19 protein-coding genes and 4 tRNA genes are annotated in these 19,090 nt (G+C 33.3%); 2 read left to right on the top strand and 21 right to left on the bottom strand.

Features of this window, described 5'->3' with window-relative positions; translation table 11 throughout:
* Position 1: 1 nt before the first annotated feature.
* From N2692_01425 to rpsB, 12 genes are all read right to left on the bottom strand, one after another.
* A complete protein-coding gene (locus tag N2692_01425; protein ID MCX8015944.1) occupies positions 2 to 1,729 on the bottom strand; it encodes an ABC transporter substrate-binding protein in 1,728 nt (575 codons plus the stop codon).
* A gap of 3 nt (positions 1,730 to 1,732) precedes the next feature.
* A complete protein-coding gene (gene secG / locus N2692_01420; GenBank protein ID MCX8015943.1) occupies positions 1,733 to 1,957 on the bottom strand; it encodes a preprotein translocase subunit SecG in 225 nt (74 codons plus the stop codon).
* Positions 1,957 to 2,310: a phage holin family protein gene (locus tag N2692_01415; GenBank protein MCX8015942.1), complete on the bottom strand. Its 354-nt coding sequence runs from the start codon at positions 2,308 to 2,310 to the stop codon at positions 1,957 to 1,959. The genes secG and N2692_01415 overlap by 1 nt, the downstream gene beginning before the upstream one ends.
* Positions 2,311 to 2,350: 40 nt before the next feature.
* Positions 2,351 to 2,947: a GtrA family protein gene (locus N2692_01410; protein MCX8015941.1), complete on the bottom strand. Its 597-nt coding sequence runs from the start codon at positions 2,945 to 2,947 to the stop codon at positions 2,351 to 2,353.
* Positions 2,948 to 2,967: 20 nt separating this feature from the next.
* Positions 2,968 to 3,039: transfer RNA gene (locus tag N2692_01405), tRNA-Trp, on the bottom strand.
* Between the two features lie 22 nt (positions 3,040 to 3,061).
* Positions 3,062 to 3,220 carry a 50S ribosomal protein L33 gene (gene rpmG, locus N2692_01400; protein ID MCX8015940.1) on the bottom strand — a complete coding sequence of 53 codons (159 nt, stop codon included), beginning with the start codon at positions 3,218 to 3,220 and terminating at the stop codon, positions 3,062 to 3,064.
* A gap of 32 nt (positions 3,221 to 3,252) precedes the next feature.
* Positions 3,253 to 3,324: transfer RNA gene (locus N2692_01395), tRNA-Thr, on the bottom strand.
* A gap of 51 nt (positions 3,325 to 3,375) precedes the next feature.
* Positions 3,376 to 3,459, bottom strand: a tRNA-Tyr gene (locus N2692_01390).
* 14 nt (positions 3,460 to 3,473) lie between these two features.
* A tRNA-Thr gene (locus N2692_01385) sits at positions 3,474 to 3,545 on the bottom strand.
* A gap of 25 nt (positions 3,546 to 3,570) precedes the next feature.
* Positions 3,571 to 4,107, bottom strand: coding sequence for a hypothetical protein (locus N2692_01380; GenBank protein MCX8015939.1), 537 nt, complete (start codon positions 4,105 to 4,107; stop codon positions 3,571 to 3,573).
* A 3-nt stretch (positions 4,108 to 4,110) separates the two neighbouring features.
* Positions 4,111 to 4,692 carry an elongation factor Ts gene (locus N2692_01375; GenBank protein ID MCX8015938.1) on the bottom strand — a complete coding sequence of 194 codons (582 nt, stop codon included), beginning with the start codon at positions 4,690 to 4,692 and terminating at the stop codon, positions 4,111 to 4,113.
* Between the two features lie 57 nt (positions 4,693 to 4,749).
* Positions 4,750 to 5,454 (bottom strand): 30S ribosomal protein S2, encoded by a 705-nt coding sequence (gene rpsB / locus N2692_01370; protein MCX8015937.1) that lies wholly within the window; start codon positions 5,452 to 5,454, stop codon positions 4,750 to 4,752.
* Positions 5,455 to 5,548: 94 nt separating this feature from the next.
* Here rpsB and rpmE point away from each other — a divergent pair, with 94 nt between their 5' ends.
* On the top strand, positions 5,549 to 5,836 hold the full coding sequence (rpmE, locus tag N2692_01365) for a 50S ribosomal protein L31 (protein MCX8015936.1): 288 nt from the start codon (positions 5,549 to 5,551) through the stop codon (positions 5,834 to 5,836).
* A gap of 6 nt (positions 5,837 to 5,842) precedes the next feature.
* Positions 5,843 to 6,577 (top strand): PCRF domain-containing protein, encoded by a 735-nt coding sequence (locus tag N2692_01360; protein ID MCX8015935.1) that lies wholly within the window; start codon positions 5,843 to 5,845, stop codon positions 6,575 to 6,577.
* A gap of 21 nt (positions 6,578 to 6,598) precedes the next feature.
* Here N2692_01360 and N2692_01355 read toward each other — a convergent pair whose 3' ends face one another.
* The 9 genes from N2692_01355 to N2692_01315 all read right to left on the bottom strand — a co-directional run bounded on the left by N2692_01355 (position 6,599) and on the right by N2692_01315 (position 18,968).
* A complete protein-coding gene (locus tag N2692_01355) occupies positions 6,599 to 8,065 on the bottom strand; it encodes a lytic murein transglycosylase (GenBank protein ID MCX8015934.1) in 1,467 nt (488 codons plus the stop codon).
* 5 nt (positions 8,066 to 8,070) lie between these two features.
* The gene (locus N2692_01350) at positions 8,071 to 8,727 is read right to left on the bottom strand and encodes a 50S ribosomal protein L25 (protein ID MCX8015933.1); all 657 of its coding nucleotides are present in this window, start codon (positions 8,725 to 8,727) and stop codon (positions 8,071 to 8,073) included.
* 48 nt (positions 8,728 to 8,775) lie between these two features.
* A complete protein-coding gene (locus N2692_01345) occupies positions 8,776 to 9,033 on the bottom strand; it encodes a hypothetical protein (protein MCX8015932.1) in 258 nt (85 codons plus the stop codon).
* A complete protein-coding gene (locus tag N2692_01340; GenBank protein ID MCX8015931.1) occupies positions 9,030 to 10,277 on the bottom strand; it encodes a hypothetical protein in 1,248 nt (415 codons plus the stop codon). The genes N2692_01345 and N2692_01340 overlap by 4 nt, the downstream gene beginning before the upstream one ends.
* Before the next feature lie 15 nt (positions 10,278 to 10,292).
* Positions 10,293 to 13,811, bottom strand: coding sequence for a hypothetical protein (locus tag N2692_01335; GenBank protein ID MCX8015930.1), 3,519 nt, complete (start codon positions 13,809 to 13,811; stop codon positions 10,293 to 10,295).
* Positions 13,812 to 13,930: 119 nt separating this feature from the next.
* Positions 13,931 to 14,872: a hypothetical protein gene (locus N2692_01330; protein MCX8015929.1), complete on the bottom strand. Its 942-nt coding sequence runs from the start codon at positions 14,870 to 14,872 to the stop codon at positions 13,931 to 13,933.
* Between the two features lie 160 nt (positions 14,873 to 15,032).
* Positions 15,033 to 15,590: a class I SAM-dependent methyltransferase gene (locus tag N2692_01325; GenBank protein MCX8015928.1), complete on the bottom strand. Its 558-nt coding sequence runs from the start codon at positions 15,588 to 15,590 to the stop codon at positions 15,033 to 15,035.
* Between the two features lie 389 nt (positions 15,591 to 15,979).
* Positions 15,980 to 17,230 (bottom strand): radical SAM protein, encoded by a 1,251-nt coding sequence (locus tag N2692_01320; GenBank protein MCX8015927.1) that lies wholly within the window; start codon positions 17,228 to 17,230, stop codon positions 15,980 to 15,982.
* 40 nt (positions 17,231 to 17,270) lie between these two features.
* Entirely contained in the window at positions 17,271 to 18,968 is a 1,698-nt protein-coding gene (locus N2692_01315) for an ATP-binding cassette domain-containing protein (protein MCX8015926.1), read from the bottom strand.
* Positions 18,969 to 19,090 lie beyond the last annotated feature (122 nt).

Here is a 19,090-nt window from a genome sequence, read left to right as displayed (position 1 = left end):
TTTAATTTTGATTAAGGGATTTGATTAAAACTCTTTTCGTTTTTAAATGCCACTGATAAACATTAAAATAGCGCTCAGCCGAAATATTAACTCGTTTTAAATTTTCTATTTTTAATGCGGGAGTTGTAACTAATAAAATTTTTGGGTTATAAAGAAACACCGCTGGAGCATCAGACAAAATCAATGAGTATACTTTGGCTAAATTTTTACTTTTAACTTCTTGGTTATTGCCCATTCTAATTTCTTCCAAAATTTTATCAACCGCCTGATTTTCGTACAGAGCAAGGTTCAAACCTGGATAAAACTTCTGAGATGAATGCCAAAATGGAAATAAATCGGGATCTTGATTAATGATATTTCCATAAATTAACGCATCATACAAACGAGTCATTAAATAATTCTCTTGTAATTCTTTTGAATCAATAATTTGGATTTCAACTTCAACGCCAATTTGTTGCCATTGTTTTTTAAGCAACGATGCTGTTTCTATCAAAAAATTTGCCGAGGGAACTGTCAAAATAAATTTTAATGGTGTCGGGTTTTCACCTTTATTTAAAGTTTTTTCCAAAACACCATCGCCATCATTATCACTCCAACCACCAGACATTAGAATTTCTTTGGCTCTGTCTATTGAATAATCGTAGTTTAAATTAGCTTCATACCCCTTCATCCATCCCAAAAGCGGTCCTTCTGTTGAATCAGCTAATTGATTAAAAACTTTTTCGATAATTTCAGAACGATTGGTGGCATAATTTAGGGCATAACGAACATTTTTATCAGCTAAAACTTTTGATATATTGCCATTAAAAAAAACTGCAAAATATTGAGGAAGGGTATAAGTATAAAGAGTGTATGAACGATTGATATTTCTTAAATTATTAGGGGAAATATTATTGACTAAATCAATTTGATGATATTCAAAAGCTTTTAATAATTCGCTTTCACTTTTATAGAATTTAACGATATAGTTATTGATATAAGGCCGTCCATTATAATATCGCGAGTTGGCAACAAAAACATAATAATTAATATAACCCTTTTTATCAGCATCAAATTTTTGGTACACAAAAGGACCGGTGCCAATGGGTTCAAAATTGTATTGGGATAAACTTTTAATATTAGCCAATGGGATGTCTCCAAAAATATGTTTAGGTATAATCTTTTGCTTCAAATTCTCTTCAAAAAAAGCATAAGAATTTTTTAAGTCAAAAGTTAAGGTATAGTCGCTGATTTTAGTAACGGTCACTCCTTGCCAAGCTAGACGATAAGGGCTATTAGTTTCTGAATTTTGAATAGCCGAAATTGTAAAAACAACATCATCAGCCGTAAATGGCACGCCATCATGCCAAAAAATATCTTTGCGCAATCTCACTACCCAATGACGACCATCTTCGCTTTTTTCATATGAATCAGCCAAATCAGGCATTACCCCACCCTTTCCATCGCTTTTTAGCAAACCACTATAAACCAATGCACATAAACTTTGATCAATTTCGTTGGCGGCAAAAATCGGATTTAAACTCGTCGGCTGACCAACATAACCTTCTCTTAAAGTGCCTCCTTCTTTAGGAATAATCGTGGTTGAAGTAAAATACCAATAAACGCTATAACTAATAATAGAAATTCCGATTATTGATACTGCTGCCCAAAAAATTAAGCGTTCGGTCTTTGAAAGCAAATGCCAAAAATTTTGCCAAAATTCTTTTTTGAAGAAATATTTAAATTTCATAAATTAAGCTCGTAACAAAGCCATCAAATTTAACACAAAGAAAAGCGCTGCCAAAAAAATAGTAAAATAAAAAATTTTCTTTTCCAACCCTCGGCGTTGCTGATAAAATTCTGTGCTACCGCCACCAAAAATACCACCCAATCCCGTGCCACGCTGTTGGATAATAATGATGCCAATTAATAAAATGGAAACAATAATTTGAGCAATGGTTATAATAGTTGTACTCATTATTTTTTAGCAAAAAGATGAAAAATTGTATTAATTATCGACATTATAATAGTTCCCCAAATTAATGGCCAGCCAATTGGTATAACCAATCCCTCAACCAACTGAGTGGCAAGCCACAAAAGAAAGGCATTAATTACCAAAGTAAAAAGTCCTAGAGTTAACGCAATAATCGGCGCAAGAATTAATTTTAAAATGGGTCTTAACACAAAATTCAAAATCCCCAAAACAATAGCGGTTAAAAATAAAATTTTAAAATCCGCTGTATATGAAACTTCTGGCACAATCTTGATAATCAGCCACAACCCTAAAAGATTCAATAAAATCTGCAAACTTAAACGCGAGAGAAATTTCATAATTATTTACAATATTAAACAAAAATAGCAAAAAATCAAATTATTTCTTAAAAACAAAGAATTTATAACCAACAAAATTCCAAACTAAATAAATAAAAGTGCCGATAACTTTAGCTACATTTTCCCACTGACTTGCGCTTAAATTAAACTGTGGATGAATAGAAGTTATCCCGAAAAGCACGGCTGAATTAAGCAAAAAACCGACAACACTAACAGTGAAAAATTTGATAAACTCTTGAGTTTTTGCTTTTTCAGAAGATTCAAATGTCCAATATTTATTCCAGAAATAACTATTAATATTAGCAGTAAAAAAAGCAAAGAAATTAAATACCACCAACCAGCCGCCCTGATAAATTTTTGTTAAATAACTCAAAAAATTAAGAATGCCAAAGTCAATCAAAGTATTAAGAATGCCAACCAACCCATATTTCGCCAATTGCCAAAAAAGATTGGTGATTTTTTTAAGTAGATGTGCGACTACAACAACTGCCAAAGTTAAAATCGGCAAGATAATAATCAATAACCACCGATAAGACCAGAAATTCAACAAGATATGTAAATTTAACCAAACTGGCCAAATTAAAAAAGAAATAATTAATCCTATCAAAAATCCCAAAATTAAATCTTTTTTACGCATATGTTTTTTTCTTAGCGCCGCGGGTCCGGCAGGACTCGAACCTGCAGTGCTGGTTTTGGAGACCAGTGGTTTGCCAATTAACCGACGGACCCAAAAAACCTTTTTCAAGGTCTTTTATCTTTTCACTTCTTTATGTACTGTTCTTTTATCGCAAAAAGGACAATATTTTTTTATTTCTAATTTTTTCTGAATAGTTTTTTTATTTTTTCGGGTGTAATAATTAATCCTTTTACACACCGAGCATTGAAGTTTAATTAAATTTTCCTGTGGCATATTCTAGATATTAGACGACTTTTAATTTCCAGAGCCAGAGGAGGGAATCGAACCCTCGACCTCATTCTTACCAAGAATGCGTTCTACCACTGAACTACTCTGGCAATAATTTCTCTTATTTTAATTGAAACAATTCAAAGAGCAAGTATTTTAAGTGGGCGGGGCAGGATTCGAACCTGCGTAGCCACTAGGGCGACGGTTTTACAGACCGTTGCAATTGACCACTCTGCCACCCGCCCATCTAGATCGTCGGAGCCGATGGTCGGATTCGAACCGACGACCTACTGTTTACAAAACAGTTGCTCTACCGCTGAGCTACATCGGCGCAACTCGATTTGTTTTTTAAAAAACTAATTTTGTTTTTTGCGTCTTTTACTATTTAACACTTTTTTATTATTTTCTTCAACTATCTTTTCTTCATTTATTGCTTCCTCTACTTCAAAGCTTTCCGATTCATTATAATTTACAACGTTATTCTCGCTATTAGTTAAATTTTCTAAATTGTCTAAATCAACATTGCTTAAATCAATAACTTCCGATTCTTCTTTTTTTAAGTCCTCCCCATTTACTTGTTGAATGAACGAGGATTTTTCTTTCTTTTTATTTTTAAATGATTCTAATTTTTTCTGCAACAATGTTTCTAGTTTCAAAATTAAAATATGAATGCGTCTCATTAATTTTTCCACCAGCTTCTCAAAAGTAGCATCTAATTTATCCCAAGGAATTCTAAAAAAACTTTTGCCAATATGATTTTCGATTTGGACTTCTAATGGCTGCTCCTCTTCGGAATCCAAACCCGCTGTAATTTTTGGTATTTTTCTCGCCACCAAAAAAATGATTATTGCTAATCCTAAAAAAAATAATAATTGTGAAAGAATGGCAAACATATATTAGATTTCAAATCTGACAAATCGATGTATCTTAATGTTTTCCCCTATTTTAGCGATATATTCCTTCACCACATCTTCTACTTTTTGATCCTGATTTTTAATGAATGGCTGGTGAATTAAACAAATTTCCTGATACCACTTTTGTAATTTTCCCTCAATAATTTGATTAATAACTTTCTCTGGTTTGTTGCTGTTTTTAAATTCTGCTAAATAGGATTCTTTCTCTTTGTTTAATAATTCCTCCGGAATATCACTCTCGCTAACGTACAACGGAGACATAGCAGCAATTTGTAAAGCTAAATCATGAGCTAATTCCTTAAATAAAGGATTTTTAGCCACAAAATCAGTTTCACAACGCAAATCAATTAAAACACCAATTTTACCATTAGCGTGGATGTAGGCTTCAATTAAACCGGCTTTTGTTTCGCGACTTTCTTTTTTTGCCGCAATAGCTAAACCTTTTTTCTTTAAAATCTCCTGCGCTTTATTAAAATCCCCCTTCGCCTCTTCTAAAGCATTGCGACAATCCATAATGGATGCGCCAGTTAAATCACGTAATTCTTTTACTTGTTTTAAATCCATAATTGAAATTTTATTATCAAAAAAACGACTTTATTCTATATTATAAACAATAAAATTTTAATCGTTAATAATGAAATTTGTGATATATTCCACACTGCTTCGATGAAGGTCACTAGCTGGAATCGGACAAACGATTCCCGTTGGGTCATTATCGGTATTCACCAAAGCAATAATTGGAATTCCAATGCGTTGAGCCTCTTTAACAGCGTATTGATGAATTTTGGCGTCAATAACAAAAATCGCATCTGGCAATTTCTGACAATTTTTTACACCCGCAAATAATTCTTCTAGTTCTTCCAGTTCTTCCTCAAATTTCAACTGCTCCTTTTTAGTGTACTTTTCCAACTCTCCCGATTCTTTCTTTTTTTTCAATTCATTGAAATAAGCGATGCGTTTGGAAATAACAGGAAAATTTGTTAAAAATCCTCCTATCCAACGATTAGTAATAAACGGGTTGCTAGTCTTTGTGGCCGCTGCCTCAGTGATATCATTAGTAGCTGGGTTGGTATTAACAAATAAAATTGTTTTTCCTTCTTTTTTTAAAGAACTGAAAAGTTCTCTGGCTTTAATCAAATAGTCGTAAGTCTTTTCTAAATTAATAATTGTTTGGGTATTCTTTACACCCGCAACAAATGGTTTCATTCGCGGATGCAAACGCGAAGCGCTGTGCCCAAAACAAACTTTTGCCTCAGCCATTTCTTTCAAAATTCTTTCTTTTTCCAAATCTTGTTGGTTTAAATGATTTTGAACGGTCGTAATCATAATAATAACATTCTATTGAAATTTTTAGAAAATGCAAGTTTTAGAATTATTAAAACACTTGCTTTTTTGTTTTTTTCTTATAAAATAGCTATATATGAAAAAAGAAATTCATCCAAAATATTATCCTAATGCTAAAGTCAAATGTGTTTGCGGAAATACATTTGAAATCGGCGCCACAGTTCCAGAAATCGAAGTAGAAATCTGTTCAAAATGCCACCCCTTTTACACTGGCAAAGAAAAAATTATTGATACAGCCGGCCGCGTTGATAAATTTAAGAAACGCTTGGAAAAGAAAACCATATTAGAAAAAGAAGGGAAAGGCGTTAAAAAAACCAAAAGAGTAAAAAAAGAGAGCAAACGAAAAGAAAAATCCGAAAAATAATTTTTTATGTCTCAAGAGGTTAATTCTATAATTTTAGAAATAAGAGCTGGTGTTGGCGGCGAAGAAGCCGCTCTTTTTGCTGCTGAATTATTAAGAATGTATCAAAAATATGCCCAGAAAAAAAACTGGCAAACAACTCTTTTGGATATCAGTTATAGTTCGTTAAAAGGAATTAAGGAGGCGGTTTTGGAAATTACTGGTGAAGGAGTGGAAATATTTAAAAACGAAGCTGGTGTTCATCGCGTTCAACGCATTCCCGAAACAGAAAAATCCGGCCGCGTTCATACTTCTACCGCCTCTGTAGCAGTTTTATATAAACCAAAAGATGTAAAAGTTGATATTAAACCAGAAGATTTAGAAATTAGTTTTTTCCGATCATCAGGGCCAGGCGGACAAAATGTTAATAAAGTTGAAACCGCTGTCCGTATTCTACATAAACCAAGCGGAGTAATTGTTTCCTGTCAAAGCGAAAGGTCTCAATTCAAAAATAGAGAAAAAGCTATTGAGATGTTGAAAACAAAATTATATGAGGCTAAATGGACGGCTGACCAAGGAAAACTTTCCGAAGAAAGACGCCAACAAATTGGCCGTGCTGATCGTTCTGAAAAAATCAAAACTTATAATTTCCCGCAAGATCGTTTGACAGATCATCGCTATAAGAAAAATTTCCATAATTTGGAAAAAATTATGGATGGTGAATTAGATAATATTTTCAAAATTTATCAGGAAAAAAATAATTAAAAAGCTCTTCAACGAGCTTTTTTAATTTCTTATCATTGCTAATTCTTTATCTAGTTTAAAAATTCCCAAATTAGAATTACGAATATCTGCCTCATATTTTTGGGCTTTTTCCACTACCCATTGACCATAACTGTAAAGAAAACTTCTCCAACGACTACCAGCATAATAACGAGCAGCGGCTTCTCGTTCCGCAGCATAAGTTTGTTTGTCTGCTCCTAAATCTTTAAGAAGCAAGGCCATCGCCACAAATGCGTCTACATTTCTCCATGGAGACGGTGGATTATTTCCTGTTATCGCTGCTATTCTATTTTTGTATTGCCACCAAGTGGAAGGAATGAATTGCGCTGGTCCCATTGCTCCTCCATAAGCACCATCAGAATTAGCGCACGAAACATAAACACTATCAGGACTAATGCCCAATTCCTGAACAATTTGAAGAAAAATTGGTTGATCTCTTGTTGGGTGCATTGCTGTTTTCCAATTGCAACGTCCAACATTTCTACCAAAAGCTGATTCTCTATCCAAAACGGCTAAAAGCAGAGCTGGTCGCACCCTCGTTTGATCGCCAGCAAATTTTGCTAATTTATAAGCATCTTCAAAACTTAATTCACCTCCGCCTAACAAACTAAAAATCCTGCTTCTGATTTGTGAAGCGGTTTGTTGAGTTTTTTTCAACAATTCCTGATATCTGCTTTCTTGGCCTTTGGTTATCCTCATCAAATCATCTTTCTCTTTTTTAGTTGCTTCTAATTGTCTTTTTTGCACTTCTTGTAATGATTTTAATCTTAAAACCTCCTCTCTTTCATTAGTTAAATTCTCTTTTTGTTCCACTAGCGCCGTTTTTAAATTTACCAGTTGTTCCAGATTGTTTTTAATCTGAGTTTGTAAACTGGTTAAATCATTGACAGCCGTGAAGGCATCGGATAAAGTGTTTTCACTCAAAAAAACTACCAATAAAGTTTTCTGGCCTTCTTCATAAATTCTTTTTAAAGCATATACGAGCATATCTTGAGTCTCATCAATATCTTTCTGTGTTTTTGTAACATTAACTTTGATGGTGCCGATTTCACTATCTAATTTTTGCAACTGCAAATTAGTGGCTTTAATTTGAAGGTTTAATTTATTAATTTGAGCGTCCAATAGTTTAATTGTTTGACTTAAACTATTTGCTTGTTTTTGAAGAACAGCAATGTTTCCTTGATATTCATCAATTTGCGCTTCAAGCTCCTGAAGTTGTTTTTCTAATGCTTGTCTTTCACTAATATCCTCGTAAGATAAAGCGATTGGAGCTATTAGAGTTGGAATGGTATTAATGGAAAAAACTAAAATAATTAATCCAGCAATAAAAAAATGCCGAATAATTTTGGGTAAACGGTAAAGCCGAGAAAATGATCTTCCTAAGGGATCAGGTAATTTATCAAAAACAGAATTTTTCCCCTTGGTCAAAACATCGACTACGATTTTTGGTTTGTCTAGGTTTTTACTCATTAAATTTATTCTGATTTTTCATCAGATTGCTTTTCTGCTTGAACACGTTCTGCTTTTTTCTCTTCGGTTTCAATCTTAATTTCTGTTATTGAAGGCGCGGCCACAACTTCTTCTTCTTTTGGCGCCACCACTGCCGCCACTACTGTATCTGGCGCAGCTAATATTTTTACCTTTTCCGAAACCATCAAGTCTTTTATTAAAATTTTGGAATCAATAGTTTCTAACTTAGAAACATCCACTGGAATATTATGCGGTAAATCTTGGGGCAATGCCTCTACTTCAATTTCATTTACATTTTTAACCAAAATACCGCCAAAATTCTTTACGGCTGGCGACTCACCAATATATTCAACTGGGATATGCGTCTTAATTTTTTGATCGCGACGAATCTGATAAAAATCTATATGAATGGGCTGATGATTAATATAATGATATTGAACATCATAAATTAAGACTGGATGCTTTTTCTTGTCATCTTCAATAATTAAATCAACAATATCTGTTTCCCCAGCTTCATTAAATACATCTTCAAATTCTCCCTTGGGAACGGCCAAGTGAACATTTTCAATTCCCTTACCATATAAAACAGCCGGCACAAAACCGTTTTTTAAATAATATTTTGGGCTTTTTTTGACGTTTCGAAGTATTGCTTTTAATTGCATAGTGGTAGCATTTTAACAAAAAAAATCGTTTTCGTCAATAAAATAATTTTATCTTTCTCTTCTTCCCTCTTTTAATGCTTCAAAAACTAATAGCAAACTAATTATGCCGCTAAAAAATAAAAATATTTTTAGATTAAATTTACTCGCAAACCAATAACTTAACCTCGGCGAATAAAAAATAGCCAAAATCATAAAACAATATTCAATCAAAAACTGGGCTAATAAAAGCGCAATATAAGCCAAAAATGTTTTTAGTGCTTGTTTGCACGTCATCGGCTGATAAAAATTTTTAAAAATATTATTCATAAATCAATGGTGCCTTTAATTAAATTTTCTTTAATTTTTTTCTCTAATTCTTCGTGACTAAAATAACGGGCAAAAATTTCGTTCCACAATGCCTCCTGCTGATGATACAAATACTTTATTCTTTCTTTTTCTTTAACTAACGACATGGTGTTATCAATCAAATCAAAACTTACCAATTCTTCTTTTCCTTCCTGATTTAAAAAATATTTCCCAACCCAACTAATCCCTTCCCAAAAACTAAAATCCTCCTCAATGCCCTCAAGCCATTGTCCAAATTTTGCCATATCATTTTCGGCTTTATACCAATGAACGGCTTCAGGATTAACATGCGGAACAAAAAGTCGTGGGTCATTTTCATTGTCTTTTGCCAAATATTGCTGAATAATTAACCACTGACATTTTGCCCTTCTATCCAGTTGCCCGCCCAAATCCCCCTTCAAAATTGTTATTAACTTTTGCGCAAAATCATTATCTTTACTATATTGACGAAAAATATCAGAATAAAATTTTACTTCGTAATAATAGTGTAAAATCAAAGAAATCATTCGCAAAACTTCGCCTGGAATATTCAAGACCACTGGGATAACAAAAACTACACCAAATTCTTTAAGATGACTGATATTATGATATTTTTTAATTACAAATTTTTCTGCCGCTCCCTTCCATTTAATAGACAAAGCTTTTAATTTTACTTCTCTACTCTCAAAATCCTCGGATTTTAAATCCTCATATTGTTTAAAAAACACTTGATTAAGCCACTGGTTGTCCTCAACAAAACGCAATGCAGCAAAAATTTCATCTAAATCCTCTTTGTCTATCATCTCTTTAACATCGTTATAGCCCAAATAGGATAAAATTTTTTGGGGTGGTTCTTTTATTAGTAACTCCTTCGCTTTTTCTTTTTTAATAAAAAATCCCTTCAGCGGCGGGAGATGCGTATAAAGAAAATCTAAAACTCGCTGACAATCAGCAACCTGTGTTAATGATATATTTCCCAATCGCTGAACAAAAATTTTATCAGCTTTAGAAATTTTGTTAATCAACGATGTAAAAATCTTTTCCGCGCTTAAATTATTGATGCCTAATCGTTTAATCCTATTCTCTATTATTTGATTATTTTCTCTCCATAGCTCTTCCAAAATACCACTTTTACCTGCACAATCATTCATTCTACCCTCCAAATCAAAAATGACATTAGGAGAACAACGAAGAATTTTAGCAATTTCTTCCTGATAATTAGACATAATTTAATGAATTTTTTATCTAGGAATTACCTCTTTCCACTCTGGCGCTGCCGCTCGGACATCGATTGTTTGAGTAATTGTTTTTGTTTCGTTAGCTGAATTTTTAACAGTTAAAGTAACCTTTTTCGGACCAATGCTTGTAAAGATAACGGTTGGATTGGGCTCTGTTGAAGTAGCAATATTTGCCCCTTCAAAACTCCAATTCCATGTCTTCAATGATGTGCCCTTCGGCGTTAATGACCTGTCAAAAAATCTTGTTTCCTTGTTAACAATCGGAACATAAGGATCCCAAACAAATTTTGGCGTTAACTCCGTCACATCTTTCACTTTGGCAACAATTGATGTCTGACTAGAATGTCCTTTGGAATCAATAACCGTCAACGTTACACTATAATTGCCAATCGTATCACCAATTATTAACGGCGAACAACTGGTTTTGTTTAAGGACGGATTTTCTGCTACTGCCCATTGACAAGTTTTTATATCTCCGTCTGGATCAATGGAAGCATTGTACAAAGTAATAGTTGGAGTATTAGAATCACCATCAATGGTACCGCTACAATTAATCATATCATCAGCCACGCAGCCGATTTTGGCCGTTGGTGGGTTATCGCCTATTTCAGCTGGCGGTATAATCGGCGTTGGCGTCGGCGAAGTTCCGAATTTCAAACCAAAAGTAATTGAACCTTTCGCTGGGCAAGTTAAAGCATTTTTTAATTCCACACCCAAAAAATTATCGGGTCCACCACTAATATAAGAGATATAGTAAACACCCGGCGGTACAGCAGGGAATGTATAAGGCACTGTATTACCTGTCAAAATAGTCGGGCCTATTAAGAGGTAGGATAATTTACCACTCCATGGCTGTCCGTTATACAAGGCCGAAACATCAATATGACACAAATCTTGCGTTGAAAAATCAAAATAGAACGTTACCTCATCGCCCGGTTTTATGATTCTAGATTGAGATTCTGAACCAACAAAACTAGCACCTTCTGGACCACCAGAAAGATAAGTTAAGGTATAGGAATCGCCCAAAGCAGAAGAAATAGCAATGTTGAAAGCTCCTGATTTACTTCCTTGAATGGTTGTTGGACCGGTTAATACATAATTTACAGCAGCATTATTAAGCGCCTCTCCATTTAATCTCACCACTATGTTAACCGTTGCTGTCTGTGGAACCACATTGACCATCACATGGTCCGAAGCTCCTTTGTCGCAAGTGATTATAAAATCTGTTGATTCTTGAAGATTTGTAATTAATTTAGTACCAGATGTAGCCACATTTCCATTCCAACTAGAATTTAAAGGTGCGCTGCTCGCAGAACAACTCGTGACGTTAGCAGAAGTCCAAGTTAAAGTTAAATTTTTCCCTTGAGTAATAGTCACGGGTCCATCATTCAAAGAACCATTTATATCAGCGCTTAAATTAACCCATGCGGTTTTCCCAATTGTCACCGTTATTGAATCATTTACTGTTGAACCATTCAAACCATGGCATGAAATCATAAAGGTAGTTGAGGTAACAATATCAGAGATAGTCAATCCCTCGTTTTGTAATAAAACGTTTCCTTTCCATTGATTGTTGGTTGGGCTAGCGCTGGCTGTACAACTATCAACATCGTTAGAACTCCATTTGAGAACAACATCATCGCCACTATTAATCCAGACCGGACCATCAACAAATTCATGACCTGGTGATTTCTGAACTTTCAAATCAACCCAAGGATTATAAGTGGCAATATCAACTTGAACTGGCTCGGATAAAATATATCCCGGACCCTCCCCAATAATTCCATAAGTAATCAAATAAAAATTGGTTGGCGATTGAGGATAAAGAGTTAGGGTTCCTTCATAAGTTTTTTCAAAGACGCTAACAGTTTGCGCTTGAGTTGGAGAAATTAAACCAAAAAGTTTTTGAAAGATATTTTTAACCGAAAAAGAATTAGTCGGTTCAATATTGCTTACAGAAGTAACTAAGGGATAAATTTGATTTGGCTGAAAAGGACAATTAACTGATTCCTGGGGAGTTTTTTGACAAGTGGCATTGCCGATAAACAAAGCAATCAAAGGAGGAGTAGAAGGCGACGGAACCACAATTTGAGTATTTAAAGGACAAATACAACCTGCTGGGGCATTAGGATCCCACGGATTATAAGCGCCATAAACCCAATCACAACCATGAGCCAAACATTCTGCTTCGGTAGGATAATTTTCTAAAGCTTCGGCTTTTTTAGAAATACCAAATAATTGAGCAATAGTATTTTTAACCGTCTCCAAACTGAATTGTTTCAATGGATAAAGGAATCCTCCGCCTCCATCCCAACCCGGTGGCGGCGCATTAGGGTCTTCTTGTCGTGTACGAGGTTCGCCAGGAGGAAAGGATCCACCTCCACCAGTTGAACCACCACCAGTTGAACTATAACCCGGTCCATTTATTATTTTCCAATGTAAAGTCACTGAATCGCCAAGAGAAATTTTGGTTTTATCTATTGAAAAATCATAAATCAAAGTCTTTTTCGCATCATTAATAGAATATCCTTCCCATTTGCCTTTATTGATGCTTACCGAATGTCTGTATTGTGCCGAAGCAGTATTTTCAGTCGCAGTTAAAGAAATGGCTGGGGCTGTAGAATAAGAAGGGCCACAAGGTACATTGTATAAAGAAGTATTATACACGCTTATATTTTTATCAGACATTACACCTCCCATCGTACAATTCACACAACTATTCTGAAAAGTATAAGAAGAAGCTTTTTTAAAAAACCAAGCTGGCCGAAAAGCAGAATTATCTGGGTCAGGATAAAAACAAACTTGAGTTTTTAAGCTTGAACCTGGACAATCACCTGTTTTAAAAGCAGGCAAGCCAGAAGAATAAAAATTCAAAAACTCTGGAGAGGTAGTAAAACTTTTAATTATATTGGAGCTCCCAATTTGATTAATAACATTGTAACATTCACTGCGATAAGTAAAATTGGCATTATAATTAGAATAAGTTAAAGAACTTGGCAGACATCCCGGCGGAGGCGGTTCCGCATCTTTACAATAACCTTCTAATCCGTTTGGATCTGCATATAAAAATACCCATTCGCAATTTTCATCCGCCTCACAATCCCCCATGGTCGTATAACTTCCGCATCCTGTTGGAGTTGGAGTGGGGGTGGGAGTGGAAGTTGGCGTCGGAGTCTGAGTTGTAGTTGAAGTTGGGGTTGGCGTTAAAGTGGAAGTAGGAGTTGCTGTTGGTGTTGGAGTTTTTGTTGATGTTGGTGTGGGAGAAGTTCCGCCTGGTGGCACACAATAACCCTCTTCTTCAATAATTACACCAGGTTGAACCATACCACCTGGCCCAGTAACAATCCACACTCCACCGATTGCTTCACAATCCTGCCTTGTCGTACATTCATCATAGGTTGCGCAACCCCTTGATATTGCTGCTTGGCTAATGTTTGTAAAGTTATAGGTGACTAATAATTGAAGAAAAATAGATAGACCGATTAATAAGAAAAGCTTGTATTTTGATAATATGTGATTCATAAAAGTTTATTTTAAATAAACGCCCCTTTCACTATAATTATAACTCACTCCAAATTTAAATACAATCAACCTTTTTTGTGGATAAAAAAGAGAGGCATAAAAGCCTCTCTATATATATTTTAAAATCTATATCCCAGCCCAACCCGCCACATGGCGTGTTGGAATTTTCTACTTCCAATAAACTTTTTATTCTCTCCATCAAAAATATTATCCTTCCGCCTTTCAAAAATCCATTCTGCATTTAACCCAACTTTTCCTATCCGCAAAGACATTCCTCCACCATAAAAAAAGATACCACCCGCCCTCATATTTGACATATAATTCTGCCACTCATCCTCATATACTACAGGGCCTTTCGTACCGTCGGGGTTGGCCAACCAAATTGTTACCTTTCCATGGTATCTTCCTACTCCTACAGGAGTAGCAGTATAATTATAAATCATGTAAGGAGTACTTGTACTTTTATCTAGATCGTAAAGAATGTAGTCCTTTGTGTGAAAAAATCCTTCAGTTTGTGCAAACCACCTCTTTATCCCTGCCCTCCCATAGGGAGTTAACCCTATGGATTTTGAAAATTTAATTGTGAGTAGATTTAATTTTGTTTCTGCCCCAATATAAGGAGCTGTTTTAAAAACACTGATGTCTCTTTCTATATAATTCTTAGCCAGAAAGTTTCCGAACCTATCTTCTAGCCACCAATAGTTGGTATAAATCTCATCTGTAAAGTATTCATTTTGAGTTTCTTTTTTCATTCCCGCAAGTATCCCTACATACCACCCTCGCCAAATCCTCAACCTCAGGGCCAGCTGAAAATCTGGATTTTTTTCTCTCACAAATATAAGATTAGATGGCAGATCGTGTTTCACTACCCAAAACTGCCCGTAGCTCAGTTCTAACTCCCACCTATCCCTTTTTTTCTGCTGCTGGGCTTCAGTGGGAACAACCACCATTACCAGAAAAATTAAAACAAAAATAAAAAATAAAATCTTTTTCACCTCACACCTCCCCTTTTTCTGTCTTGGTTGAGATTTTCCGCGGATTTCCCGCAGAATCCAAGACATATATTTTTAAAGTTCTGATTTTAATTTAGGATATTTTTTGAATTGTGTCAAGATTTCCTAATAAATGAGTTTTTAATTAAAAAATTCTCAAAAATAAAGGTTCTTTGAATTTTGAAGAAGTAAATCTGTAAAAATGTAGATTTTTTAAATAAAATGCTGTCTATTTTTTACAATAAAAAAATATTTTGACTTTGGCTGGCTTGATTAAAGTTTTTCCAAAAAATTTTATTCCTTCGCTCTGAAGTTCAACCTCTCTTTCTGGCTGCCAAAAACCAAGAGGCGAAGAATAAGTAATAACGCGGGTTCCAATCTTTAATTCTTGATTAAATTTATTGACCAATTTGGGGAAAGCTTTTGGTGTTAACCAGCAAAATATCACATCTGCCAGACTTAAATCTTCTTCATAAAAATTAGACCATTTCACCTTGGCTTTTTTTGAAAGACCACGCAAAAAAATATTAATTTTTGAAATAAGATATAAAAAATAAGAAAGCTCAAAACCCAAAGCCTCGGCATTAAATTCCTTGGCTGCTATAATTAAAACACGACCATCACCTGAACCCAAATCATAAATCTTTTCTCCCTCTTTAAGTTGGCATATTTCTAATGCTTTTCTTATATAATTTTTAGGTGTGGATACAAATGGAGCAGCAATAATACCCGCATAAATATGCGTGAACAAAATAAAGATAATAATTAATAAAATAATAAAAAACATATATAAGAAAGCGCTAAAAAATATAAACTACCGACCCGCATTCCTCAAAACCCTTTTTCAACTGCAAACATTATTAATGAAACCATTATTGAAAACCGAGTGTCATACGATTATTTAATGCAAAAAGTTTCTGATTTTCAATTAATGCACCGCTTAATTAATAATTTGGAAAGCATTTATGAATCAGTGGAGCATTTTTCAAAAAATCATGAATTAATAATGTGCGTCATTTTATTTATTAAATATCTAGTTCGGCAATTTTTCCAATGTACACTGTTTACATTAAGAAACAAAAAATCAATCGATAAAAATTATAGTGAAAACAAAGTAAAAATTTGTAATATTTATCTATTAAATTAAAATGGCTAAATATCAAAAAAATTTCTTTTTTATTGACGAATTCTTTGCCATTTTTTAAAAGCGCTTAAACCATACGGATTAAAAGCAGCGCGAGATTTATTAAAAATATAAGAACAAAATTGACATTCTCTTAAATTATATTTTCTGAAATCCTTAAACCAATAATTATATTTCCAATTTTTTAAAAAATTTTTATCTATCGTTGGCAAGTTTTTATAATAACCAACTTCATCAAAAAAAGCACAAGGAACCATTTCTCCTTTTGCATTAATATTTAAACCTGTTAAAGTTGCTTTGCATTGATTGCGTGGCATTAATTTATTCACATACGACCATATAGCAGCATCTGTAATACCGGTTTCTATTTTTTTTATTTTTTTAAAAATAAATAACTCATTAATAAATTCGAAATAATCAAATGGGTGAATAACTAAATATTTCTGCTTATTGGAAAATGGTTTGAATAAATTAAAATTGCAAGGGGCTTTTAATTTATGAGCGTATAACAAAAATTGTTTCCAGTATTTAATATTCAATGCGTTCAAAGTAAAAGAGAATTCAAAATATATCCTTTTTTTCTTTAATTTTTTTATTGTCCTCTCAACTTTTTTAAATGTTCCTCTTCCTCTAATTAAATCGTTTGTATCCTTCACTCCTTCGAGGCTTATTAATAATGCTATTTTGTCTCTATGTTTAGAAAGTAAATTAATAATTTTGCTTGTTAATAATGTACCATTGGTGATCACATTTACAGCAAAATTGTATTTTTTACAACACATTTCTATTATCTCGAAAATATTAGGATGTAAAAATGGTTCGCCGCCTACTAAATTAATTTCAAATATATTATTTTTATATAAAAGCGATAGAATATTTTTTATGCGAGAAAATGGCATTATGCGACTATAATTACTTTGAAAACAATGTTTACATCTTAAATTACAAGTTGTATTTATTTGAAGTTCTACTCCTATGGGGGTTTCTAAAAAATCTCCTTCTATTATTGGCCATTCACCCGAATCTCTTTTATCTAATTCTTTTGCAACTTTTTTTAAAAATTTTCTAATATTATTTTTTATATCTGATTTTTTATATTTTTTTCCTCCCCTCATAAAAAATTCAGCAATTTCTAAAATAGATTTATTTTCATTAAAAAATAATTCCAATATCCTTGCTCCAATTTCATTAACCAATAAAATTTTTCTATATTCTATAAAATAAGCAAGAAAATAGCGCTTTTCTCTTCTAATTTTTACTAATTGTTGTATTTTCTGTTTCATAATAAAACTACAATTAAAAATAGAGCGTCGTTTTTTCTTTTTAATAACGACGCTCTAAATTTAATTGGCGAATAATTCTTTTAGCAATTAAAACACTTTTAGCAAGATAATCGCTGTAACTCGACAATTGTTTTAACTTTCCGTCTTCTATAACATAGAAGTTTGTCAATTTAATTTGTTCTATAAAATCCCTATCATGCGAAACTACAATGAGTGTTCCTTTGTACGTTTTTAAAACTTCTTTTAATGCTTCTATAGCTTCAAGGTCTAAATGATTAGTTGGTTCGTCCAAAATTAATACGTTCGCAGAGATTGCAGAAAAATATGCCAACAATAAGCGAGTACGCTGACCAGAACTTAAAGTTTTAATCGTTTGGGTTGCTTCATCAAAAGAAAAATTAAATTTATGAATTAAATTGATAGCCTTTTCTTTTTGCCAACCAGTCTTTTCTTCAATAAAATCCAAACAGGTCTTATCAAGCGGTAAATTATTTTCCTCTTGAATTAAATCTCCAATAATCAATGATTCCCCTATTTTTATTTCTCCTTTTAAAGGCAACATTCTTCCACTAAGCACTTTTAATAAAGTGGATTTACCTACCCCATTTAAACCAAGAATTCCTATCCTATCTCCATATGCAATTTCTAAATTAATCGGTCTCAATTGAAAACTATCTTTGTAGCCAACCATTACCTCTTTTAAAATAATTTTTGGTTTTGAAGCAATTAACTGCGCATTTAAATCAATAGTTAGTGGTTCTCGTTCAATTGGTAAATCAATTTTTTTTATTCTTTCTAATTTCTTTTGTATTACCGCAGCTTTTCTTCCTAATTTAGCAGATCTATCTCTTCGCATTCCTCGACAATATTTATCATTGTCCGGTGGCAATTGATAATTACCTTTTCGAGCCCAATCTTTATTTTTTTCAGCAACTTTTTTTAAACTATTGATTTTTTCTTGTTGACGGCGGAACTCTTCTTTTAATCGATTTAGTTGTTTTATCTTAAAATCCAAATATTCAGAATATTTCCCTCGAAATATGTTTACTTTTCTAGTTTCCCAATCAATTTCTAAAACTCGCGAAGTAATATTATCTAAAAATTTTTTATCATGAGAAACTACCAAACAAGTAGCTGATGTCGCTTTTAAAAATTCTTCTAACCAAATTAAAGCTGGAATATCTAAATTATTAGTTGGCTCATCCAATAATAAAAGATCTGCTCCTTTAAGCAAAATAGCTCCCAAAATAATTTTTGTTTTTTCACCAGCGCTCAATTCTTTTAATTTTTGATGTAATTCTATTTTTGCCAATCCCAATCCAGCCAGAATAATTTTAATCTTATAATCAAAATTTTCTCCCCCCAACTTTTGATATTTTTCTTGAAGCTCAGTAAACGTTTTTATTTTTTCCTCGTCATCTAGATTATTTAATAATTCTTCCATATGAAATTTTAATTCGGCAATTCCGACTATACGCCAAAAACAATTCTTCACAGTTTCATCTTCTCGAAAAACAAATTCCTGCGGCAAATATCCAATACACGCATTACGCGGCAAAAACACCTCTCCTTTATCAAATGCCTCTAAACCGGCAATAATTTTAAGAAGCGTGCTTTTGCCAACGCCATTATGCCCGACTAACGCTACCTTTTCGCCGGGCGCTAGAGAAAAAGATATACCCCTAAGAACATTTTTATTCCCGTAACTTTTCCAAATATCTTTTATATTGATATGCATATTTCACCTCCATTTTTTTATTTTTTAAAGAACCTTTATTTAATTTTCTTTATTCTTTTTGTTAATTTTAACTTTTTAAAATTTTCCGAATTATTATAAATTGAAACACAAGGTACCCCACC

The organism is Patescibacteria group bacterium, assembly GCA_026415775.1.
GTDB lineage: Bacteria > Patescibacteriota > Minisyncoccia > UBA6257 > JAAZHW01 > SKW32.
This window is presented reverse-complemented; position numbering and strand designations above follow the sequence as displayed.